We start from the raw sequence: 24,123 nt of genomic DNA, 5'->3' as shown, positions 1-24,123 counted from the left end.
ACCGCCATTAAACAGACATATATAAATGAGCATTTGATGCCGAGGTAAATTATATCATGTAAGCCTTAGGTTCAGATACCCAAATCCCATAAGGTGTTCTAGACTATAACTTAGTGATACTGTAAATGTGTTTTTACCTCCTTTATTTCATCATTGCATTTTCTCATTAGGAAGTCGTCTTTTATGAACGTTGAATTTATTAACCCCTTTCTTGTGTCTTTAGTTAACGTGATATCAACCATGGCCACGATGGATTTAAAACCGGGTAAACCACAGCTGAAAAGTCACGATATAGCAAAGGGGGATGTTTCTGGGTTAATTGGTATGGTTGGACCTAAAACAAAAGGGTCGTTATCTATTACCTTTGATGAGCCACTCATCCTCGAGATAATGAACAAAATGTTAGGAGAAAAACCCGCTTCAATTAATGAAGAAATTAGCGATTTGGTTGGTGAAATTACCAATATGGTTACGGGTGGCGCTAAAAACTTGCTCAGTGACAAGGGTTATGATTTTAACATGGCCACACCTGTTGTGGTGTCTGGTAAAAACCATACAATTTCGCACAAATCCAAAGGCAAAAAAATTCTAATGCCCTTTAGTCACGAACATGGCATGGCTTTTATCGAAATCTGTTTTGAAGACATTTGACGTTCATTGACGTGGATCAGCCATGGTTAAAATGGCTGATTCACCATCACCCAAAACTCACTGTCTTCTGAGCCAAAAGCTAACTCTGTTCTAACTACAATGTTTTCAACCTCAAATCGCACACCCACACCAAAGGTATGATGCATATCTGTATGTAATGCCTGGGCGTCAAATTCATTCGCCACCTTACCGACCTCTGCAAACATTACCCACTGCCACCATGGAATATGGTACAAATTAAAAATTGGCCAATTTTGTAGTGGTTGCCATTGGGGTTTTATACGATATTCCAACGTATAGTTTACGGCGCTTCTACCCGTAAATGATTTAGACGAATACCCCCTTGAACGATCATACCCGCCTAAATACACGCCAGCAAAACTGGGAGGACGGCGATAATCTTGGGTGGCATTTTCATAATCGTTCCAAGTAGGCGTATCAGCAACAAACACATTTGCTGCAACGACTTGCTCATCAAACCAGCTATTGCCGCCAAGATTGTAAAATAGACTTTGCTCAAACTCCCATAATGTCCAATGAGGGTCATCATCGATGGCTAAGCCGTGTTTAATTTTAACGCTGGTTTTCCCCCCTTCTTTACTGTCATTTTGTGCATCACGGTTATCCCATTCAAATTTAAGCTCTACTCCACGCGCTTTATCGGCAAGCTGATCATTTACCGCTAATTTTCTGTGTTGAGTGTATGGGGTAATTTTAATGCTGCTGACACCAGATACTAACGGATTCCAGCTAATATCATCTCGTCGGTCTAACAGGGCTTGCTTTGCACCATTGGCACCGGTTGCAAAGGGTAAAATATATTTAAAATGTAAACGGCTAAAGCCTTTATCCCCTTCAGAAATGGTTTTTTCCGGCTGAGAACTGGGCGTTTCATTGGCATCTAAGAAATAAATACCCTGCTCATAATGGCCTTGGTAGGTTTCAAATGAAAAAAGCCACTGCTCAATGGTGGGAATTTGATAATTATATAGCCCTAAAAAACCTATCCAACTGTCATTACTGCTGTATAAGCCTATGCCTAATGCCGCGGCTTGAGGTTGCCCTGCATGTTTGATTACTGCCGCGGCGCCCATGGCGGTACTGAGCGTTTCAGTAGAAAAAATAAACGGCAGCGCGATAAATTCTGCATCAGGGTCTTGGTTTAAGAGGGGGTCGTTACCGACAGCAGTTTGCGTAGAGCTTGACGATTGTGCTGCAATAAGCGGCTCAACCACGGTATTGGCATTAGCATCAATAACTGACAGGCCAAACAGGGCGATACTAATACACCAAGGTTTCATTATCTTTGCTCAACACACTTTACGGTAAAAGCTCAACAACGACTCTTGGGGTTAACTTAGTCACTAACTCATATGCTATGGTGCCAATATGTTCAGCAACCTCTTCAACTGCAAGTGATTTACCCCAAAGTTGCACACTGTCACCGACATTATCGGTCGCATTTTTACCTAAATCTACTGTCAGCATATCCATTGAAACACGCCCCACTATTGGCACACGTCGTCCGTTAATCAGTACAGGTGTGCCTTCTGGCGCATTACGTGGATAACCATCACCGTAACCAATGGCTACTACCCCTAGCAAGGTATCTTCTTTGGCTTGCCAATAAGCACCATAGCCTACTGTATCACCAGCCTTATGCTCACGAACCGCAATAAGGTTAGACACCAACTCCATTGCTGGGATCAGTTGATGATTAAACCCTTTGTCGCCCACAACGGGAGAGACGCCATAAAGTGCAATGCCAGGTCGTATCCAATCAGCCTGACTGTGTGGCCAAAATAAGGTGGCGGCAGAATTTGCCAATGTTCGTTCGCCATCCAACCCTTTGACAAGCTCTTCAAACGCTTGTATTTGCTTTTGAGTTAATGGGTTTTGTGGCTCATCAGCACAGGCAAAATGAGTCATTAAATTTATCGGTTTTGCCACAGAGTTGCATGACATTAACCTTTGATAAATTGAAGTAAACTGTGCCAAACTGAACCCTAAACGATGCATGCCGGTATCAATTTTCAACCAAACTTTAACCGGCTTGGATAAACTGATGTTTTCTAACATGTCAATTTGTGATTCATGATGAACAGTTGTTTCAATATCATGCTCAACGATTAACGGTAAATCAGAGGCGCGGAAAAAACCTTCGAGTAATAATAAACGGCCTTTGACGCCGCCATGACGCAGCTCTAATGCTTCCTCAAATCTTGCTAAACCAAAACCATCGGCGCCACCTAAATAATTACCGACACACTGGGCAACATTTAACAAACCATGGCCATAGCCGTTAGCTTTGACTACCGCCATAATTTGGCTATGGGGTGCGATTTCACGCAATCTGGCAAGATTGTGCTGTAAAGCGTGACGACTGATTTCTGCGCGAGGAAAAGGTTTCAAAAATATGGCCTTATAAAGCAAAGAATGGCCGCAAAGCTGAGCCATTGTTAATTCTGTCTATGGAATAAATTCAATACAAACTGGATTAGTCTTCTTCGAATTGCGGTCCAGCATAGTTGTCGAATCGTGAGAAGTGTCCCTGAAACGCTAATTTAACTCGTCCAATGGGGCCGTTACGCTGTTTACCAATAATGATTTCAGCCGTCCCTTTGTCTTCTGAGTCATCATGATAAACCTCATCACGATAAATAAACATGATGAGGTCGGCATCCTGCTCAATCGCCCCTGATTCACGCAAGTCGGAGTTAATTGGACGTTTATCTGCGCGTTGTTCCAACGAACGGTTAAGCTGAGATAATGCCACTACGGGGATTTCTAACTCTTTAGCAAGGGCTTTTAATGAACGGGAAATTTCAGAAATTTCTAAAGTACGGTTGTCTTTTAGCGCTGGCACCTGCATTAGCTGCAAGTAATCGATCATAATCATCGATAAACCGCCATATTCACGCGCAATACGTCGGGCTCGACTACGTACTTCAGTAGGGGTCAAACCAGAGCTATCATCGATATACATTTTGCCTTGCTCAAGCATAATCCCCATGGTCGAAGACACACGCGCCCAATCTTCATCATCCAATTGACCAGTACGAATTTTGGTTTGATCCACGCGGCCCAACGAGGCCAGCATACGCATCATAATTTGTTCTGAGGGCATCTCTAAACTGAAAATTAATACTGGCTTATCTTCATTCATTGCCGCCTGCTCACACAGGTTCATCGCAAAGGTTGTTTTACCCATAGACGGACGCGCGGCCACAATGACTAAGTCACCAGATTGAAACCCTGAGGTCATTTTATCCAGATCTGCAAAACCACTAGAAACCCCTGTTACCCCGTTATGCGGGTTATTGTATAGCTGTTCAATTCTATCAACGGTTTTTTCAAGAATCGATTTAATCCCTTCAGGACCTTCATTTGAATTGGCTCGAGATTCAGCAATTTTAAAGACTTTGGTTTCCGCTAAATCGAGTAGTTGGCTTGAGTCTCGTCCTTCTGGATTATAACCCGCATCAGCAATTTCATGGGCAACGCCAATCATGTCTCTTACCACAGCGCGTTCACGGACAATTTGAGCGTACGATAAAATGTTACCCGCACTGGGGGTATTTTTAGCTATTTCACCAAGATAAGAAAAGCCACCCGCATCATCAAGTTGATCTTCAATTTCTAACTGTTCAGAAACCGTGATCAAATCGATAGGCTGGCCTCGCTCCATTAACCGTTGCATTGCCTGAAAAATCATTCGATGGGAACGTGAATAAAAGTCTTCTGCGACAACCGCTTCAGCAACGCGATCCCAGGCTTCCGCATCGAGCATAAGCCCACCCAATACAGACTGTTCAGCCTCTATCGAATGAGGGGGTAACTTTAATGCATTGACTTCGGCATCTTTCTGTCTATTTCTAGCCTTAAATACGGTTGATTGTTGCGACATTGACACTCCAAGTTTCCAACGACTTTAAAAAATATGGTATAACACCGTGGTCGAATTTAGCTAAGGTAATATTACCCTAGCGGCGATGCTAAAAATACGGAAAAAATAAAATACATAAGGAATAAACATGCGTATTACATTGATAGCAGCCCTAGTGTTGTCATCGGGTTTTGCTTATGCCGATGAAGGCCAATGGCAACCCTATCAGATGCCTTCGATTGCCGATAAACTGACTGAGCGTGGTATTGAAATTCCCGCTAAACAACTGGCTGATTTAGGTCAATATCCGATGAACGCTGTGGTTAGCTTAGGCTATTGTACCGCCAGTTTCGTCTCTCCCCAAGGCCTAGTTGTCACAAATCATCACTGCGCCTATCGTGGCATTCAATATAACAGCAAAAAAGAACATAATTACCTGGCTGATGGTTTTCTTGCAAAAAAGATGGCTGATGAGCCTTCAGCAGGTCCAAACGAACGTTTATACATCACTGAAAATGTCAAAAATGTCACTGAGCAGGTGACTGCCAATCTAAGTGATGAGCCACTGACCCGTTATGAACAGATCCAAACCAACAGTAAAGGGCTAATTAAAGAATGTGAAGCGGATGACAACTATCGTTGCTCGGTAAACAGTTACCATAATGGCTTAGAATATTATCTGATTAAACAACTGATCATTCGAGATGTTCGCTTAGTGTATGCCCCACCTGAAAGTGTCGGGGGCTATGGTGGCGATATTGATAACTATGAATATCCGCGTCATTCCGGCGATTTTACCTTTTTACGCGCATACGTAGGTAAAGATGGTAAGCCTGCAGTATATTCTGAAGATAACGTGCCTTTTACGCCCAAAAGCTATTTAAAAATCAATGCCGACGGTGTTAAAGCAGGGGATGGCGTATTTGCCGCGGGTTACCCAGGTTCAACAAGTCGTTACAACTTAACCAGTGAACTCAAGTTTGCTAGTGATTGGTTATATCCAACGTATGCTGAACGCTACCAATTACAGATTGACACTATTACCCAAATGGGCGAAACAGATAGAGATATTGCCATTAAGTACGCTGGCACTATCGCTTCAATGTCAAACCGAATGAAAAAGCTCAATGGCTTATTAGACGGTTTTAAAGCCACCGATATTGTGGGCATCAAGCAAAGCCGCGAAGATGATTTTCTGGCCTGGTTGAAACAAGATAAAACAGCTAATCCTAAGTTAATTGCTGAACTTGAAACCTTACTGGCGGAGCAACAAAAGCAAACTCAAACCAATTATTACTTTGAGAATGCCCAATCAAGCACCCTACTTTCTACCGCTAAAAAGCTATATCGTTTGGCACAGGAAAAGCAAAAGCCTGATGCAGAGCGTGAATCAGGCTACCAAGAGCGTGACATGAAAATGTTCCGCGCAGAACTTAAACGTATCGACACCAGCTTTGATGTTGAGGTTGATAAAACCCTATGGTTACAAGACTTAAATGCTTATATTGGTCAGCCACTAAAAGTACAAGTATTTGATAATGCATTAGAACATGCTAATAACCATAAAGCCTTTGTTGCAAAAGTTGATGGCATGTATGCATTAACAGAGTTAACTGACCAAGCAACGCGTTTAGCCTGGATGGATAAGTCTGTTGCAGAGTTTGAAACCAGCAGCGATCCGTTTATTCGGTTAGCGGTTGATGTTCATGCAACCAACATGGAGCTGGAAAAAGCCAGTAAGCTATTAGATGGAAAGCTTTCAAAAGCACGGCCAAAGTACATGGAAGCGGTAATTGCTTATTACAAAGCAAACAACTGGCCTGTTTATCCCGATGCAAACCGTACATTACGGATTACCTACGGTATGGTGGATGGTTACCAGTCTAAAGATGCATTATACAAACAGCCTTTTACCCGTCTTGAAGGCATAGCAGCAAAACATACTGGTGAAGAGCCTTATAATGCACCCGCTAAATTGTTAGCTGCGATCGCAACCCATGATTATGGTAAACATACTATTCAGTCAGTGTATAACGATCCGCGCTCTTGGATGTGTAAGCTAGTATCGTGTGTTGAACCTAAAAATGATTTTAACTCGGTACCGGTTAACTTCTTATCTAGCGTTGATACCACTGGCGGTAATTCTGGCTCTCCGGTCTTTAACGGTAGAGGCGAATTAGTTGGATTAAACTTTGATTCAACCTACGAAGCCATCACCAAGGATTGGTTCTTCAATCCTACCATTACCCGTGCAGTGCATGTCGATATTCGCTACATTTTGTGGATGATGGATAAAGTTGACCATGCTGACAATTTAATCAAAGAATTAGAGTTAGTACGTAACCCTTAATCCGAAATGTTGGTATGTAAAGAAGCCACCTTCTGAAGAAGGTGGCTTTGATATCACTCCCTAAAAGGGCGCTTTCCTATCGTGCGTTAACAAGACGCCGTAAATACATCCCTATAAGCTCTACTAAATCATTCCTGATTTAGAAACTTGTACCGCACCATTAGCAAAGCTCACCTATCACTTGAGTTAATCCGCTATTGAACATACTTCAGGCAAAGCCTAATTGATGATAACTACCTACTGAAGTAGGTGGTTATTTGTTCCACATACCCGATTAAACTACAACTGAATGAATACCTTAACCCCCGCCACAGTGAATAAGTGTTCAGACATTGCCATGTAAAAATGCATGATAACAAGGCAGATTTTTATGATTAGTCATATTCTACAATCTAAACATTTAACGCCGTTGTCACTGATTTTCACAAGCTAAAATGAGCTGCTATGTATTACGATTGATATAGCCTAAAGTTTAAACTGAGAAGTGGCATTTTTTAGCTGGATTGCGAAGTCATCTAGGCCCTGAGAAATATTATGAACCTCCGCTAATATACTTAATGAATGCTCAAAAGATGCATTCATCTCTACCACATTACCACTCACTTGTTCCGCGACAACTGACTGTTGATCTGTGGCGGAAGCTATATGGGTATTCATACTGTTAATGCTGACAATCTTGGCTTGAATTGACTTCAACGCATCACCAGTATCTTTTGCATAACGTTCGTTATCGGATGATTTTGTAATCGCCGCACCCATAGTGGTCACTGATGATTCTGCTGCGCCTTTTAGTCTGTCTAACACACCGCGGATCTCTTTGGTCGCATCGGCTGTTTTGGATGCCAGGGCACGCACTTCATCAGCCACTACGGCAAAGCCACGCCCTTGCTCACCTGCTCGAGCGGCTTCAATAGCTGCATTCAATGCAAGTAAGTTAGTTTGTTCGGCAATTGAAGTAATCACATTCAAAATAGAGCCCACACTTTCGGTATCGCGCGCTAACTCATTAATAGAATTAGCTGCCAACTCAATGCCTTTATTTAGGTCCTGAGAGATATTAATGGTGCGCTGCACAACCGCTAATCCGGCTGTTGCTTCATGTTCCGCTTCTTGTGCTGCCTCTGCAGCTTGCTGCGCACTGAGTGAAATATCATTTACAGAATGACGCATCTCCTCCATTGACACATGCACAGTACGCGCATCTTGGCTTTGCTGTTGTGTCGCCTTGGTTGCCAATGACATTTTATCTTTTAGCGATTTGGCGCTTTCTAACAATGGGTTAGTTACACTAACGACACCTTGAATCGAGTCGGCTAATAAACGTAAAAAACGATTGAAGTTACTTGATACCTGACCTAATTCATCTGTGCCATTTACGTTTAATTGATGACGTAAATTGCCCTTACCATCAGCAAGCTCACCTAATGAATTGGCAACATCACTGGCTGAACCACTAATAGAGCGCGCAATCGAAATGGTGGCTATCCCCATAATGATAAGTAACGCAATACCGATACCGAGGGTAAGATACAAACTTTGCTCTGAGCGATTGCTTGCCTCAGCAAGTGTGGTTGAAAACTCATCCACCTTGTCAGCTTTATATTGGCTAATACCATTGGTTAATTTATCAAAGACGGCAGCCTTTTTTTGACTAATTTGGCCAACCTGACTCATGTCAATCGTGCCATCTAGCATGCCTCTGGCAAGATCAGATGTCATGTCATTGTATTCTGTTAATGCACGTGTCAGGGTTGATAATGCTTGTGATTGATTACTATCAATCGCGGTTAATTTATTAAGATTGGAGTCTAATGACTTAAACACTTTGCTGGCATTGGTGAGTAAGTCTTCATCGGCAAATGAGACTGATTGAGTATATAACTCATCCAATCGCTGCACAAAAATAACGTTCTGATTAGCAAGCTCGACACGTTCACTCACTTTACTTTGCATAAAGTTCATGGTGTCACGATTTTTGTTTATCGCGACAATACTGATCGCTAAATTTGCAGTAAAAATAACCACAGATAATACGAAGATTAATCCCACTTTTTTGAAAATGGACATGTTATTAAACCAATTCATACTTCGCCCCCAAGCGATACTAACAAGTGGTGAACCTAATGAAGGTTCTAACCATTTTTACAACTGAACTTATCTCGTTCCATGAGAGGCTATTACTTTCATTTTATATTTATTGCGCAGAGCAAAACCTTGATATCAGTAATAATAGTCAACGGACTTGCTGTTGGTGAAAAACAATCAATAATCGTTGTTTGACTGAAGATGTCTACAGTAACTCTGTTATCGGCAGTTACAGTATAAACTATACTAAATAATTGAAAGCTTTGATTATCTTAAACGAGCTTGTTTAATAGGCAAAATGATTTCGAGATGTGCGTATACCTGAAAAAGTTTTTCACTCGCTAGATGACATAAATCCTCTGCTGTGATTGTCATCGCTATACCTTTAATTAACAAAACCCCAAGGTTAAGAATCCAGCTATTGAACATACTTCAGGCAAAGCCTAATTGATGATAACCCCTACTGAAGTAGGGCGTTTAGGGCTGAAAACAAAAAAGCCAGCAAATGCTGGCTTTGTAAGCGAAATATCAACTTAATGGAAATTGCTGCGTTAATTATGCAGCTTGCTCCGCTGTCGCTTCTGAGTGACGGATCAGATAATCAAACGCACCTAACGAAGCTGTTGCCCCACTCCCCATAGCAATAATAATTTGCTTATAAGGTGTGTTGGTAACATCACCTGCTGCAAACACACCAGGAATAGACGTTTGACCGCGGGCATCAACGATAATTTCTCCGCGAGGCGTTAAATCAACAACACCTTTTAACCATTCGGTATTGGGGATCAACCCAATCTGTACAAAGATGCCCGCTAATGCCACATCATGGCTCTCGCCGGTTTTACGATCGGTATAGGTTAAGCCATTAACACGAGTACCATCACCATTGACTTGCGTGGTTTGCGCTTGAGTAATTATGGTAATATTACCCATTGATTTTGCTTTGCGTTGTAATACTTCGTCTGCACGTAATTTACTATCAAACTCCAGTACAGTGACGTGCTCAACAATATTAGCAAGGTCAATTGCAGCTTCAATACCTGAGTTTCCGCCACCGATAACGGCAACACGTTTTCCTTTAAATAATGGGCCGTCACAGTGTGGACAATATGCCACGCCTTTACCGCGATATTCTTTTTCGCCAGGCACATTCATTTCACGCCATCTGGCACCTGTGGCCAGTAGTACGGTTTTACTTTGTAATGTTGCGCCGCTTTCAAGCTCAACATCAAATAAACCGTTTGCGGCTAGTTTAATCGCCTTTTGGTTTTCCATCACGTCAACATCATAATCTTTAACGTGGTTTTCAAGATTAGCGACTAATTTAGGCCCTTCTGTTTTTGCAACAGAAATAAAGTTTTCAATGCCTACCGTTTCAGCCACTTGACCACCAAATTTATCGGCCACAATACCAGTAACTAAGCCTTTACGCGCAGCATAAATTGCCGCAGATGCGCCTGCTGGACCACCGCCAACCACTAATACATCAAATGCTGACTTGTTATTTAACTGCTCCGCTTTACGACCTGCTGCGTTTTTATCCAGTTTATTTAAAATCTCGACAACACTAATAGCACCAACTGAAAACGCTTCACCATTTAAATATACCGATGGTACAGACAAAATGTTGCGCTGCTCAACTTCAGATTGAAATAATGCGCCATCAATCATTACGTTGGTGATATTAGGATTGATTGCCGCCATCATATTCAATGCTTGAATCACTTCAGGACAGGTTTGGCAACTGAGTGAGACATAGGTTTCAAAATGAAACTCACCCGGTAAATTGCGAATTTGTTCAATCACATCGGCCTCTAATTTAATAGGGTGGCCGCCACTGTGCAATAACGCCAATACTAAAGAGGTAAATTCATGGCCCATCGGCAAACCAGCAAAAGTAATACTGGTATTTTGCTGTGGATTGATCACGGTCATACTTGGAGTACGCTGACCTTTCGCAGCAATACTACTGACCAAAGAAGAACTGTCGACAATATCTTGCGCTAGGCTGGTTAACTCTGCAGATTTTTTTGAGTCATCTGCAGATACCACAAGCTCAACTGGGTGTTTAAGATTCTGCAGATAAGTTTTCAGTTGATTTTTTACGTTGGCATCTAACATAACAACTCCTAAGGATGAACAAGATGAGGCAATTAACTCAGTTTTTTAAGACCAAGGTTTTAAGATCAAGGTTTGTAAGAGTAAATACGGGTGGAGATTGCCAGTTAATGCAGGGGGGCATTAACTGGCGATATAACGCTTTCTAACAAGCTGAGGTCAGAATTAAATCTTACCTACTAGGTCGATAGAAGGTGCTAATGTTTCTTCACCTGGTTGCCATTTTGCTGGGCAAACTTCGCCATCATGGCTTGCAACATATTGTGCAGCTTGAATTTTACGCACTAATTCAGATGCGCTACGACCGATACCTAGGTCGTGAATTTCAGCCACTTTCACTTCACCTTCTGGGTTAATCACAAACGTACCACGAAGTGCTAAACCATCTTCTTCAATCATCACACCGAAGTTACGGGTGATAGTACCTGTTGGGTCACCGATCATTGGATAAGTGATTTTGTTAATTGTGTCTGAACTTGCATGCCATGCTTTGTGAGTGAAGTGTGTGTCAGTTGATACTGAATAAACTTCTACACCCATAGATTGTAGCTTTTCATAATGGTCAGCCATGTCACCTAATTCTGTAGGACAAACAAAGGTAAAGTCAGCTGGGTAGAAAAATACCACTGACCATTTACCTAATAGGTCTTGCTCAGTAACGTCAACAAATGCGCCGTTGTGGAATGCAGTTGCTTTGAATGGCTTGATAGTGCTGTTGATAATTGATTGTGACATGATTAACTCCATTGTAATTAACTAACTAAGTGATGTTGTAATGCGGCGTTAAAAGCGTTTTTATTTTCACTTAAACGTTGTGCCGTCATTCGATGGTGTTAGAATACGCTGGTCAGTTAATTATGTATAACGGATAAAAACTATTATCTTAATCGGTTTTTTGATTTAACAGAGAGGCGTTATCGATTTTTTGATTCATCTCAACATTAACCGGATGACTAATAGATAAAGCCACCTCACTATGACTCCCATGGCTCAAAACGGGTTAACACCCGATGAACATTAACCGCTATCGCTTGGCTTAAGGCTTGTTGATTAGCTTTATTGCTCATGGCCGATAAGCCCTGGCTTTGATTGGTAGCAAATACCACCCAATTCCCTCCACCAGTTAAACAGGCTTCAACATGACTGAAATGTTGTTGAAGATGGTGCAATAATGCAGCGTTATTACGATGCTCTTTCCAGCAATTTAGGACTAAAATCCCTTCAGATTTGAGCGTTTGATGACAATATTGAGTAAATTCGGCAGACAGTAATTGAGGATCAACCCCTTTTTCACTGTAGATATCAACAAATAGAATATCGGTTTTTTTAAAGTCACCGGCCTTGATAAAGCTAACTGCATCCTGATGAACTAAGGTTAACTTTTTGCCTGTAGGCAATTGAAAAAATCGTTTAGCAGCATGAATAACTTGCTCACGAATTTCGACCGCAGTGATTTTTATTGCCGCATCATAATGACGCAACGCATGCACTAACGCACCGCCACCTAAGCCCAAAATCATGACACTTTTAGGCTGCTTAGCCATTAATACCGCCAACATCGCTTGTACATAAGTATGTTGGGGCACATGTGGCTCAGTTTTATCCATTTTACTTTGCTCATCATTATCACCAAATGATAAAACGCGAAAATGGCCATCATCAAGTACAAATAAGTCACCAAACTCATCTTTACTGGTATGTAACACTTTATAATCAGACATAGGATTCCATATTGTTCATCGCTCCTTCACAGAGCGGTGAGTTGGGCGACTGAGATATTTCAAGAAAAATCATCGTCATTGAGTCAGGTAAGTTTTGAATTACGGCTATTCGAATTTCAGTTAAACACACTTAGCCATAAATGGCATCGGGGCGCATATTAAGACCCTGTTTGTTGATGATTGACCGCGCATCTCGCCTTTATGATGAGTCACTATGTCATGTCAGCAAGAAGCCACTTTTTACCTCGGTCAAACCACTGAATATAAAACAACGCAAGTTCAACAAGTTCTAAATTCAGCGAGCCAAAATAATGCAAAGATCGTATTATAGCGGATCATATAGAGCTAAAGAGACAGTATTACTTGAAGGTAGGTTATGTTGAATCAAATTGTGATGGTGTTGTTGTACTTAGGCATATTTGTTATCGCTCAGCGTCAACTAAAAAAGTGGATAAAAACCCAAGCTATCAAAAAGCAGGTTAACGAAGTTCGAAGTCGATTGGTCACCCGACTCATTTCATACTTTATGTTTTTTGTCACCCTATCGGTTATCGCGATTTCATTAGGATTGGGTTACCAAGAAGTATCACTGTTTGTGTCATCGGCTTTTGCCGTTTTAGGGGTAGCCTTATTCGCCCAATGGTCGATTTTAAGCAATATTACGGCTGGAGTGTTGATCTTTTTTGTCTTCCCTTACCGTATTGGCGATCGCATAAAAATTGTTGATAAAGATGAAGATATGTCGGGCATCATTGTTGAAATATCTCTGTTTCATATCTTAATTAAACGCGACTCAGGCGATGTTATGACCTACCCAAACAGCTTAATGCTGCAAAAAGGAGTGATTAAACTGTCTAATGACAATGTCGCCAAGAAAAAAACCACCACTAAGCGTATTATTCCAAAACGTTTAAAGTAGATATCAATTATTCGAACTCAATCAAAAAGGCGCATTTAGCGCCTTTTTGATTATATTTCATAAAAAAACGACTTTTCGGCATTATGGCAATCGAAGTACTCTAGCATTCAGCAAACGTAAAGCATGACGCTAAAACAGCTCGCTTTTATACCTGCCATCCCAATGCTATTTGAAACCCATTCTATTCGAAACCTAGTTCAAAATACGTTGAAAAAAGGCCACTGATTGCTGATACATTTGCAATGCTAATGCCGGATCATAACGATCACCTTCATCACGCATAAATGCATGCTGCGCATTCACTTCTACCCAACTAAAGTTAGCATTCACCTGTTCCAATTGCTGATAAATCTGTTTACGACCTTCTGCAGCAACATGTGGGTCTTGTTTGCCAAAAACCATCACTAATTCACCTTTAATGTCACCTGCACGAGTCAATGAATCATTTTGCGGCTTGCAAGGTAAGGTGTTGGAATGGATATCTGTAGCATATAAACAAAATGCCCCTTTAATATCAGGATTTAATGCGGCGCGAAATGCAAGATGCCCACCAATACATACGCCCATCGCGCCAACTTTATCGGTACAGTAAGGTTGAGAGCGAGCAAAATCAATTAAGGCTTGGGTATCACTATCATGCTGCTCTAATGGCTTGGCAAACTTATCCTGATTACCTTTATCTTTTCCCTCTTCATCATAGGCCAGTACCGTACCAATGGGATTGAGCTCATGAAACACTTCTGGCACGAGCACCACAAAACCATGCCCTGCCAAAATGGCAGCAGCTCGAGCGATGGGCGCAGTTAATTGAAAAATTTCAGAGTAAAAAATGACACTGGCAAATTGCCCTAATTGAGCAGGACGAAAGACCGTGGTGCGCATCTTGCCTGTTGGCGTGGCAATATCATGTACTTGAGTTGAAATAATCATAGTGTCTCTTGCAAAAAAATGGAGCCCGTAGGCTCCAATCTATCAATATTTATTGTAAGTTAACACAGCTCGTTACCTGATTTTCCACCTAACGCCAGTGCTTGAACATTATTCAAGGTCGTTAAAGCGATTGCGTTAAGTGCTTCTTCGGTTAAAAATGCCTGGTGCCCAGTGAAAATCACGTTGTGGCAAGCCGATAAACGACGGAACACATCATCTTGAATAATCTCACTCGATTTATCTTCAAAAAATAGCCCTTTTTCATTTTCGTAGACATCTAATCCTAACGAACCGAGTTGGCCTTCTTTGAGCGCTTCCATAGCATCGATAGCATTGAGCAAACCACCACGACTGGTGTTAATGACCATCACCCCCGATTTCATTTTATTAAAACTTTGTTTGTTTAATAAATGATGGTTATCTGCGGTTAAAGGGCAGTGTAAGCTGATGATGTCACAAACAGGGTACATTTCATCTAAGCTGACATATTCAACGCCAAGCTCAAGCACTAATGGATTTGGATAAGGGTCATAGGCTATTACTTTACAGCCAAAGCCTTGAAGTATTTTAATGGTTGCTAAGCCTATTTTACCGGTACCAATAACACCCACAGTTTTACCAAACATATTAAAGCCAACTAAGCCTGCTAAAGCAAAATTAGCATCACGGGTGCGTTGATAAGCCTTATGAATTTTCCGATTCAGGGTTAGCATCAGAGCAACGCTATGCTCGGCAACTGATTCTGGTGAATACGCAGGTACATTGACCACTTGTATACCAAGTTTTTTAGCCGCCACTAAATCAACGTTATTAAAACCCGCACAACGCATGGCAATCACTTTAGTGCCGCCTTTAGCAAGCTCAACTAACACTTCTTCACATAATGAGTCGTTTACAAAGGCACACACCACCTCAAAGCCTTCAGCCAGCTTGACATTTTGCATGCACAAACGATAGTCAAAATACTCTATTTGAGCGTTAAAGGCTTCATTGGTGCGGTCGAAATGACGAATGTCATACGGTTTTGCGCTAAAAAATCCAATTCTCATAGCATGTCCTACATTCAAAAGGCTTAACAGCTTAGGGCGATTTTACCCCGCGTTGCCAGCAAAATTAATTCTGCCTTCAGTGTATGCTAACGGGTCTTTTTTGTCGTTAACAGTCGTCATTTAACAAATGTAAATGTGATCCAGCATTGCTTCTTTACTCTTAATTCTCCTATAAAAAAGCGAGCCCATTTCTGAGCTCGCTTGCGGATATTGATTTTAGATCAAACTGGCTATTACGCCCTTTGCTTAATTTTCTTTGGCATACTTAGCGGCTTGTTCACCTGCAATGCGTCCAAAGGTGACAATGTCTGAAATCGCGTTACCACCCAGACGGTTAGCACCGTGAACACCGCCGGTAATTTCACCCGCAGCGAACATACCAGGAATGTTTTTACCATTTTTACCTTTGACTTCCGCTTTAGTGTCAATTGCGACACCGCCCATGGTGTGATGCACAGCGGGTGCAACTTCAATCGCGTAATACGGAGCCGTTGTTAACTCTCTAGGTAAATCAGGACGTTCGAACTGCGCATCTTTACCATTTTTAACAAACCCATTATAAGTTGCTAATGTTTTTGTTAGTTCAGGCGCAGGCATGCTTAACTTTTTAGCCAGCTCGTCTAAGGTTTTACCTTCATTAACAATGTGTAAATGAATGTAGCCTTCGATTTTACTTAAGCTTTTACGCACTGAGTCATCGAACAGTAAATAAGCACTTTCACCTTTTTGTGCCAAAATGGCTGCAGATGCTTTGTCGCGGGTAGTAATTTCATTGACGAAACGTTTACCGTCACGGTTGACTAATATTGCGCCATTACCACGTACCGCCTCAGTGACCATGACCCCGCCAACTGGAGAGTAGGTAGGGTGCGCTTGCACATATTCAAGATCTTTAGTTGCCGCTCCTGCAAGCTCAGCCACATCTAAACCATCACCTGTAGCACCTGGGTGGTTAGTCGCTTTAAAGCCTTTTAAGCTTGGGTCATACTTAGCAACTCGCTCATTATTTTTAGCAAAACCACCTGTGGCAATGACCACGGCATCGGTATTAATAAGGTAATACCCTGTGTAGGTACCTTTGACTAATACCCCTGTGACCTTACCCGATGCATCTTCAATAATGCGAACCACTCGGCTGTTTAGTCTGATATCGGTATCTTTGCTGACCGCAGCATCCCAAAGCACTTGAGCAACATGCGCCCCTACTCCAGCTCCGCCAGTCGGACGGTGACTACGATTTACACTTGCGCCGCCCATTCGGCCTACGTCGGTTAAATCCGCACCTAATGCTGTTAACCAATCCACTGAACCTGATGAATTATTAGCAAGCACTTTGACTAATTCAGGATCATTAATGTTACGCCCCCCTTTCATGGTGTCATCGACCATGATTTGCTTTTTATCTTCAATCTTTAATTTGGCCTGTGCTTTGGTTTCAGCAGCGTTCATACCACCTGCCGCTAACTTAGTATTGCCACCAGGTACTGGCTCTTTTTCTAATAGGATAACTCTCGCGCCGTTGTTGCGTGCGGCAACCGCTGCCGCTAAGCCAGCACCACCCGAACCAATAACAACCACATCAGTGGTTTCTTTCGCACCTTTAGCAATCGCTTTATCTTGCGCATCTTTATCTGCGTTCACAGGCACAAATTCACGCTCCCATTTACCAGCAAAAGGCATTTTATAATCAAAGCTATGGCAAGCATCACAATAAGTGACAGACTTTTCATGCCCTGAATGACAGCTTGTGCAACTGATATCACCTATCAGATGTGATTGATGAGGTGACACAATCCCTTCTCTTTCGGTTTCGGCCACTTCCTTCAATGTGCCATGACAGCTAGTACATTGCGCATTTTCGTAGGTCAAATTATCGTCAGTGGGTCCTTTTTTAGTGACATGACAAGTATCACAACTGCCCATTTCACCGTGAAAATCGGCTAAATTCTCGGGTGTGGCATAAGCCCCTGTACTGAGTGCACCTGATATCAGCAATGCCAGCAAAGATTTTGTTGAGTTTGTTAACATATGTTTCCCCTACCTAGCGGTATTAATCTTGGTGATAACATAACACCCTCTAAAGAGGTAGATTGGTAACAAGATCACACAAACATAACCCTACATTTATCATGGTTATAATTGTGTCCTCACGCACGAATTAGCAATGATGCATATTGAAACACCTCTAAAAATGAGACTTGCTTAGTGTATATTTTTATCGCTGTTGCTAACATAAGCCCATGGTTTACATAAGCAGTAAATAACGTATGGGCAAAAACAAAACTGATCAGCCACCGCTATCGGAAGCACGATTTTGGTTTGAGCGTCTAACCAAGACAGGATTAAGGGCCCTACATATTATTGGCGTAGTGGGCGCGGGGGGAGGCATTTTATTGCATGTCGATAAGCATGCTTGGCTAACCTATTGGATCATAACCATGACAACCGGCATTTTGTTGATGGCATGGGAGATTATTCGTGACTGGCGTTGGCTTATTCAATTAAAAGGCTTACTCACTTTAGCCAAAGTGGGCTTATTATTTTTACTCGTGCCTTTTTCGAATTGGCAAGTTGAGATCATCACCGCACTGGTATTGTTGTCGGTTACGGTTTCCCATGGACCTGCTGGATTACGTCATTATTCAGTGGTGCATAGAAAGGTTATCCATGGTAAAAAAGAGATTAAAGGTTAGTCTTTTACAATCAAGGACACAGGATGTTCCCTTATCCAGAGCAATACCGTACTGCCACGCCGCCTATTACCACCGCTTTTATGGTATTTTGGGCGTTGATAAGTCACAGCATTTTTGCTGATGCCAGTCCATTTGCACTTTATCCGTTAATGATATTATTTCCGTTAGTCATTATATCTCATGGATATTTGATCTGGTTGGCACAGGGTATGACTCGACTCGATCAATGTTTTTACGCACTGGTCCATATTCCATTAGCATTTGTGGTTTGGACCTTTACCATCATGCATGTTAATGGCAATGCTTTTTCTTAACTCTCCACTGTTAGATAAGCTTGCATCTGCATAAGTGAATCAGTATCTTTGCCGTCCACCCGCAATAGAGACCTGTTATGGCCAATTTTATCTATCAACCAGCAACCGATCCTTGGTTAGATATTCTCCATCAAGATAAAGATATTATTGTGATAAACAAACCTTCTGGGTTGCTATCTGTTCCAGGCAGGGAGGCTCAATACCATGACAGCGTATATCATCGGGTATTGCGTGATCACCCAAATGCACAAATCGTGCACCGACTTGATATGGCAACATCGGGAATTATTGTGCTCGCCTTACGTAAAAATGCTGAACGTGAGCTAAAACGTCAATTTCGTGATAGAGAAACCCATAAAGTCTATTTTGCAAGAGTCGCTGGACATATGAAGTCATCGACCAATAGAGTTTCTTTACCCTTAATTTGCGATTGGCCCAACCGACCAAAACAAAAAGTGGACCATCTTATCGGTAAACCATCAGAAACCCTGATTGAGGTCATTAGCTATGCAAAACGTTCAACCTTAGTCAAATTAACACCTATTACAGGTCGCTCGCATCAACTCAGAGTACATATGATGGCCCTTGGTCATCCCATTTTAGGCGATGGATTTTATGCTGATGCTTTGGCAAAACGCTTAGCGCCAAGATTACTACTGCATGCTGCAGAATTGTCCATCAAACACCCCTATTCTGCTCAACCAATGCAATTCAGCATCTTACCTTCATTTATAGAGCCATTAAAAGAACAGTAATTTTAATGGTAATAGTTTAGTAAAAGACGTAAATTAGTAATCAATTAGATAGACAATAGGTGCTTTACTGTGGATAGTTCATTTCAACGAGACCAGCTTGATAACCAAATTTTATCGGCATTAATGGAAGATGCGCGCACCCCCTTTGCCGAACTCGCTAAACGTTTTTCTGTAAGTGCTGGAACGATTCATGTTCGCGTAGAAAAAATGAAACAGGCGGGGATCATTACGGGCGCGCAAATCAGCGTCAACCCCAAAGCATTGGGTTATGACGTTTGCTGTTTTATCGGTATCAATTTAAAAAGTGCAGGCGACTATCCTGCGGCTATCGCAAAATTAAATGCCTTAGATGAAGTTGTAGAGGCTTATTACACTACGGGTAATTACTCTATTTTTGTAAAGGTTATGTGCCAATCTATTGATGGGCTGCAACATGTGCTAATAAACCGCATCCAATCTATTGACGAAATACAATCCACCGAAACGCTTATTAGCCTGCAAAACCCCATAGTAAGGGCGGTTAAACCTTAGATCAAATCATTATAAGTTAGAAAAAACAGCATAAAATACTGTAAAAAATAAAAGCATAGTTTTTTCACCTGCGTTATTACATTTGTTATCCTGTTGTGATAAAAATGTTTACTGCACACCACTTGTGCAACATAAGCATTATAAAAACATTACAATTACACCCCGCGACCTATCTGCAGTTTGTTAATGATTGCAGTAACCATTTTGAGGGTGACTTGAAAACAAGGAAGACGTTGTGAAGACAAAACTATCACTCGCTATTTCAGCGGCACTAATTTCAGGCGCATGTTTCGCAGGCGCGGCAGATAAGTATAATACGACCAACCAAGTCAATAATGAATATGCAGGTATTCAAGCGACCAAATTGGAAAAAAGTCAGAATACCCCTTCTGCTTGGATGATAAAGCTAACCTCTCAATCAGTTTCTCAGCAAAATAGACTTTCAAATACTGATTTTTCTACCGCATTAAACAATGTTCAACAATCTCAAGCAAAAGTATTAAGTGTTATTAACCAGTTAGATGCGAACATCCAAGTTGTGGGCAAAACCTCAAAACTGGTTAACGCTATTCTTGTTAAAGCAGATAAAAATACACTTACCACTTTATTATCAAATCCAGACGTAGCAGATATTCTGCCTATCTATGATTACCAACTAGATGTGGCAGACAGTGCTGACTATGTCAATGCAACCCCAGTTATCGATGCTGGCATAGCATCAGGTAAAGGCCAACGTGTTGCCGTATTAGATACGGGCGTTGACTACACCCACAAAGCATTAGGTGGTAGCGGTGATGTGGCTGACTATCAGGCAGCAGTTGCAGCTCAAGCAGAAATGCCTAACTGGCCACAAGGTAAAGTGGTTGGCGGTTATGATTTCATGAATAATGACCCTAACCCAATTGATGTAAACACCAATCATGGTACTCATGTCAGCCATTCTGTTGTTGGCATCGCCCCCGATGTTGAGTTGTTCGTTTACTCAGTATGTAACTCAGGTTGCCCTGGATTAGCGCAATTAAATGCACTTGAAGCAGCAATGGACCCGAATGACGACGGTGATATTTCAGACCGTGTTGACACCGTGAACATGTCTTTGGGCGGTGACTTTGGTGATACCAAAGGTGGCGCTGTTCAAGAACTTATCGATGAAATGGTTGAACTTGGTGTTAACTTAGTTATTTCTGCGGGTAATGATGGCGCGACACCATTTGTTGTTGGCGGCCCAAGTACTTCAAACAATGCTTTATCTGTGGGAGCCATGACCCACCCTACAACAAAAGTAGGTAAATTAGCTGCTACAGCTGCTGGTGTTGAGTTAGAAGCATTTGGCGCAGGCTTTAATAAGAGCAACGTATTTGAATTCAACCATACAAATGCACCTTTAGTATTACCAACATCAAACCTCAACGGTTGTGCTGAGTTTACTGAAGATTTTACCGGTAAAGCGGTCATCATTGACCGTGGTGCTTGTTCATTTACAGTCAAAGTATTAAACGCTCAAAAACAAGGTGCATTGTTTGTTATTGTTGCAAACAATAAACCTGATGATGGCGCATTCAACATGGGAGGAAGTGATCCTGCCGTCACTATTCCTTCGGTAATGATTTCAAAAGAAGAAGGCGATGCAATCAAAGCTGAACTTGCAAATGGTGTCGTTGAATACTCTATTACGTCAACTGAAGTATTAACTGCAGGTGCTATTGCAACATTTACATCACGCGGACCATCTATCGCAGGTACATTGAAGCCTGAAATTACAGCACCTGGTACTGCCATTATGACTGCGCACCCTGGTTTAGGTGATGGATTAACCCCAATTAGCGGAACGTCTTTCTCAAGCCCTATCACAGCAGGCGCGATGAGTATTGTTAAAGAAGCACTGCCTAACCGCAATGGTTTTGAAATTAAAGCCACTATGATGAACTCAGCTAACTTAGATGTAACTGCTGAACCGCGTGGTTTAAACCCAGATGCTGAACTTGCACCAATTAGTTATATCGGTGCTGGTCTTGTCGACGTTCAAAAAGCGATCAACTTACCTGTTGCTGCTTGGAACAAAGAGACAATGCAAGCCGCCTTAGCATTTGGTTTAGTATCGTTAACTGAAGTGACTACGATGACTAAAACCATCACAGTTAAAAACTTCTCTAGCGAAAACAAAACCTATTCATTAATGGCTGAACAACGCTTCATGAATGATAAAGATTCTGGCGCGGTGTCATTTACTTTACCTGAGTCAGTATCTATCCCTGCAGGCCAAGTTAAATCATTTGATGTTACGGTTACTATTGATCCAACTAAACTTCCAGAATGGACGTTAACATCGTCATACGAACTTGATGGTACAGCTGCTGAAGCGTCTGATGCATTAACGTTATCTGAATATGATGGTGCAATTAAGTTTATGGATGGCGAAACCGATGCATTGCATGTGGTTTATCATATCCTACCCAAAGCTGCCGCTGCTGCATCAGTTGCGACTGAAGTGACTGAAGAAGGCATTGTAAGAACCTTCACCAATACTGGTGCCACGGCGATTACCGCTCCATTTAGTGCACCTTTAACAGCAACAAGCAAAAAAGATATGTCACTGCGTCATGACTTATTAAATGCTTCTGCTGAACTTGCTGCTAGCGGTTCTTGTGATGCAGGTATCGCTATTTACAACACTTTCCAAATGCGCGATCCAATCGTTCATGCATTAGTTGCAAGCTATAACGTAGATTATGATGTTAACAATGATGGCGTATGGGATTACACAGCTAAGACCGTTAACCTTCAATGGTTTAATGATGCATATCCTCGCTCTTTATATGGTTTTGTAACCGCTTATGGTACAGCAAGTGGTTCTTTACAACCTGCATTCCATGTTACAGGTAATGACTTCTTAACCACCAAAGCATGTTTTGAAGATTTAGGACTTGATCAAAATAACCTTGGCGAATCTATCAATGTACGTTTCCGCGTAGAAGAAAGTGATTGGGCACCAGTATCAACAGGCACGGGTGATGAGGCTTTGGCCTCTTTAAGCTTAGTTGGCCCAGATGCTATGGCTGGTTTAGTTGATGAAGAAGGCAATGATGTCACTGAACTTGCGCCTGGCGAAAGCGCAATGCTAATCAGCTCAGTGGGTGATAACTCAATGGGTTATATGCTGTTATCTGAAGATGGCTCAATGTCAGTTGTTGCTAATACAACCGATGAAGGTAACTCAGCGCCTGTAGCAGAAGATTTAGTTGTTTATGTTGATAAAGGTGCTAAAGCAGGTTTAGTGTTAGGTCAAGTTGTTGCAACCGACCCTGATATGCTAACAAGCCCAATTTCAGAGTTTATTGTGATAAGTTCTGATTCAAGCATGATCGCTATCGACAACAAAGGTGTTGTGACCTTAAGTGAGTCTGCTGTTATTGACCAACAAACAGAAACAATGACAGCTTCTGTTGTAGTAATGGATACCATGGGCAACCGCTCTGAGCCTGTTACTGTGTCAGTAATGGTTAACAATACTATTCCTACAGTTGCTCCTACTGGAATGACAAGTACAGAGAACTTTGTTGTTACTGCTAAAGCAAATGGTAAAGATGCTGATGGTGACAAGTTAACTTACACTTGGACTCAAACATCTGGTACTGCTGTGACATTCACAAATGGCGGATCAAGCATTAACTTTACAGCTCCTGCTGGTAACCATGTTCTCAAATTCTCTGTAGTCGCTTCTGATGGTCGTGCAGAAAGTGCACCTGGCGTTGCTACAATTACAGTGAATGCTAAAGTAGAGCAAAGCTCAGGTGGTGGTTCAATGGGCTGGTTAACAGCACTATTACTACCTTTAGCTGCATTACGTCGTCGTAAGCACTAATTCAAAACGTTAATTAGTAAAATAAAAACCAGTTGCTTAGGCAACTGGTTTTTTTATTTTTAAAAATTAGACAACTTAATAATAATGATTCTGAATTTAACGTTATTTCGAATGTTACTTAAACAGATCTGATCGACAGCCTCTACAAATAAGGGAATGTTACAGTGCTGAATTATTCTACATATCAAGGTGGTGACTGAAATTACCCCGATGGAAGAAGAATTGCCAATGATTAGAGGTTGGCTCTGTTTAAATATAA

The 24,123-nt window shown here is 41.7% G+C and carries 18 protein-coding genes; 8 read left to right on the top strand and 10 right to left on the bottom strand.

Translation table 11 applies throughout. The features are described 5' to 3' along the window. Nucleotides 1–183 precede the first annotated feature (183 nt). Nucleotides 184–651 (top strand): chemotaxis protein CheX, encoded by a 468-nt coding sequence (locus OHT75_RS02680; RefSeq protein ID WP_264724868.1) that lies wholly within the window; start codon nucleotides 184–186, stop codon nucleotides 649–651. 26 nt (nucleotides 652–677) lie between these two features. On the opposite strand, the gene OHT75_RS02675 is transcribed toward OHT75_RS02680, so the two are convergent. From OHT75_RS02675 to dnaB, 3 genes are all read right to left on the bottom strand, one after another. After that, entirely contained in the window at nucleotides 678–1,952 is a 1,275-nt protein-coding gene (locus tag OHT75_RS02675; protein ID WP_264724867.1) for a BamA/TamA family outer membrane protein, read from the bottom strand. 19 nt (nucleotides 1,953–1,971) lie between these two features. Further along, nucleotides 1,972–3,063, bottom strand: coding sequence for an alanine racemase (alr, locus tag OHT75_RS02670; RefSeq protein ID WP_264724866.1), 1,092 nt, complete (start codon nucleotides 3,061–3,063; stop codon nucleotides 1,972–1,974). Nucleotides 3,064–3,148: 85 nt separating this feature from the next. Then, nucleotides 3,149–4,558: a replicative DNA helicase gene (dnaB, locus tag OHT75_RS02665; RefSeq protein WP_188840885.1), complete on the bottom strand. Its 1,410-nt coding sequence runs from the start codon at nucleotides 4,556–4,558 to the stop codon at nucleotides 3,149–3,151. 127 nt (nucleotides 4,559–4,685) lie between these two features. Here dnaB and OHT75_RS02660 point away from each other — a divergent pair, with 127 nt between their 5' ends. After that, the gene (locus OHT75_RS02660) at nucleotides 4,686–6,887 is read left to right on the top strand and encodes a S46 family peptidase (RefSeq protein WP_264724864.1); all 2,202 of its coding nucleotides are present in this window, start codon (nucleotides 4,686–4,688) and stop codon (nucleotides 6,885–6,887) included. 465 nt (nucleotides 6,888–7,352) lie between these two features. Here the strand turns inward: OHT75_RS02660 and OHT75_RS02655 are convergent, their stop codons facing one another. The 4 genes from OHT75_RS02655 to OHT75_RS02640 all read right to left on the bottom strand — a co-directional run bounded on the left by OHT75_RS02655 (nucleotide 7,353) and on the right by OHT75_RS02640 (nucleotide 12,811). After that, a complete protein-coding gene (locus OHT75_RS02655) occupies nucleotides 7,353–8,972 on the bottom strand; it encodes a methyl-accepting chemotaxis protein (protein WP_264724863.1) in 1,620 nt (539 codons plus the stop codon). 555 nt (nucleotides 8,973–9,527) lie between these two features. Then, nucleotides 9,528–11,093, bottom strand: a complete 1,566-nt coding sequence (gene ahpF, locus OHT75_RS02650; protein WP_264724862.1) for an alkyl hydroperoxide reductase subunit F — start codon at nucleotides 11,091–11,093, stop codon at nucleotides 9,528–9,530. A 162-nt stretch (nucleotides 11,094–11,255) separates the two neighbouring features. After that, nucleotides 11,256–11,825, bottom strand: a complete 570-nt coding sequence (gene ahpC / locus OHT75_RS02645; protein ID WP_264724861.1) for an alkyl hydroperoxide reductase subunit C — start codon at nucleotides 11,823–11,825, stop codon at nucleotides 11,256–11,258. A 239-nt stretch (nucleotides 11,826–12,064) separates the two neighbouring features. Continuing rightward, nucleotides 12,065–12,811 carry a spermidine synthase gene (locus OHT75_RS02640; RefSeq protein ID WP_264724860.1) on the bottom strand — a complete coding sequence of 249 codons (747 nt, stop codon included), beginning with the start codon at nucleotides 12,809–12,811 and terminating at the stop codon, nucleotides 12,065–12,067. A 376-nt stretch (nucleotides 12,812–13,187) separates the two neighbouring features. Here OHT75_RS02640 and OHT75_RS02635 point away from each other — a divergent pair, with 376 nt between their 5' ends. Continuing rightward, nucleotides 13,188–13,730 carry a mechanosensitive ion channel domain-containing protein gene (locus tag OHT75_RS02635; RefSeq protein ID WP_264724859.1) on the top strand — a complete coding sequence of 181 codons (543 nt, stop codon included), beginning with the start codon at nucleotides 13,188–13,190 and terminating at the stop codon, nucleotides 13,728–13,730. Nucleotides 13,731–13,922: 192 nt separating this feature from the next. Here OHT75_RS02635 and OHT75_RS02630 read toward each other — a convergent pair whose 3' ends face one another. From OHT75_RS02630 to OHT75_RS02620, 3 genes are all read right to left on the bottom strand, one after another. Then, nucleotides 13,923–14,660, bottom strand: a complete 738-nt coding sequence (locus tag OHT75_RS02630; protein ID WP_264724857.1) for a dienelactone hydrolase family protein — start codon at nucleotides 14,658–14,660, stop codon at nucleotides 13,923–13,925. A gap of 59 nt (nucleotides 14,661–14,719) precedes the next feature. After that, nucleotides 14,720–15,709: a 2-hydroxyacid dehydrogenase gene (locus tag OHT75_RS02625; protein WP_264724856.1), complete on the bottom strand. Its 990-nt coding sequence runs from the start codon at nucleotides 15,707–15,709 to the stop codon at nucleotides 14,720–14,722. A gap of 246 nt (nucleotides 15,710–15,955) precedes the next feature. Continuing rightward, on the bottom strand, nucleotides 15,956–17,737 hold the full coding sequence (locus OHT75_RS02620) for a flavocytochrome c (RefSeq protein WP_264724855.1): 1,782 nt from the start codon (nucleotides 17,735–17,737) through the stop codon (nucleotides 15,956–15,958). Between the two features lie 239 nt (nucleotides 17,738–17,976). Here OHT75_RS02620 and OHT75_RS02615 point away from each other — a divergent pair, with 239 nt between their 5' ends. From OHT75_RS02615 to OHT75_RS02595, 5 genes are all read left to right on the top strand, one after another. After that, nucleotides 17,977–18,402, top strand: coding sequence for a hypothetical protein (locus OHT75_RS02615; RefSeq protein ID WP_264724854.1), 426 nt, complete (start codon nucleotides 17,977–17,979; stop codon nucleotides 18,400–18,402). A 23-nt stretch (nucleotides 18,403–18,425) separates the two neighbouring features. Next, complete coding sequence (locus OHT75_RS02610; RefSeq protein WP_264724852.1) at nucleotides 18,426–18,716, top strand: hypothetical protein; 291 nt, start codon at nucleotides 18,426–18,428, stop codon at nucleotides 18,714–18,716. Nucleotides 18,717–18,793: 77 nt separating this feature from the next. Then, nucleotides 18,794–19,471 (top strand): bifunctional tRNA pseudouridine(32) synthase/23S rRNA pseudouridine(746) synthase RluA, encoded by a 678-nt coding sequence (rluA, locus tag OHT75_RS02605; protein WP_264724851.1) that lies wholly within the window; start codon nucleotides 18,794–18,796, stop codon nucleotides 19,469–19,471. A gap of 69 nt (nucleotides 19,472–19,540) precedes the next feature. Then, nucleotides 19,541–20,002 carry a transcriptional regulator AsnC gene (gene asnC / locus OHT75_RS02600; RefSeq protein ID WP_188840899.1) on the top strand — a complete coding sequence of 154 codons (462 nt, stop codon included), beginning with the start codon at nucleotides 19,541–19,543 and terminating at the stop codon, nucleotides 20,000–20,002. A 235-nt stretch (nucleotides 20,003–20,237) separates the two neighbouring features. After that, nucleotides 20,238–23,864, top strand: a complete 3,627-nt coding sequence (locus tag OHT75_RS02595) for a S8 family serine peptidase (protein WP_264724850.1) — start codon at nucleotides 20,238–20,240, stop codon at nucleotides 23,862–23,864. Nucleotides 23,865–24,123 lie beyond the last annotated feature (259 nt).

This window comes from Shewanella subflava (assembly GCF_025971955.1).
Lineage (GTDB): Bacteria > Pseudomonadota > Gammaproteobacteria > Enterobacterales > Shewanellaceae > Shewanella > Shewanella subflava.
This window is presented reverse-complemented; position numbering and strand designations above follow the sequence as displayed.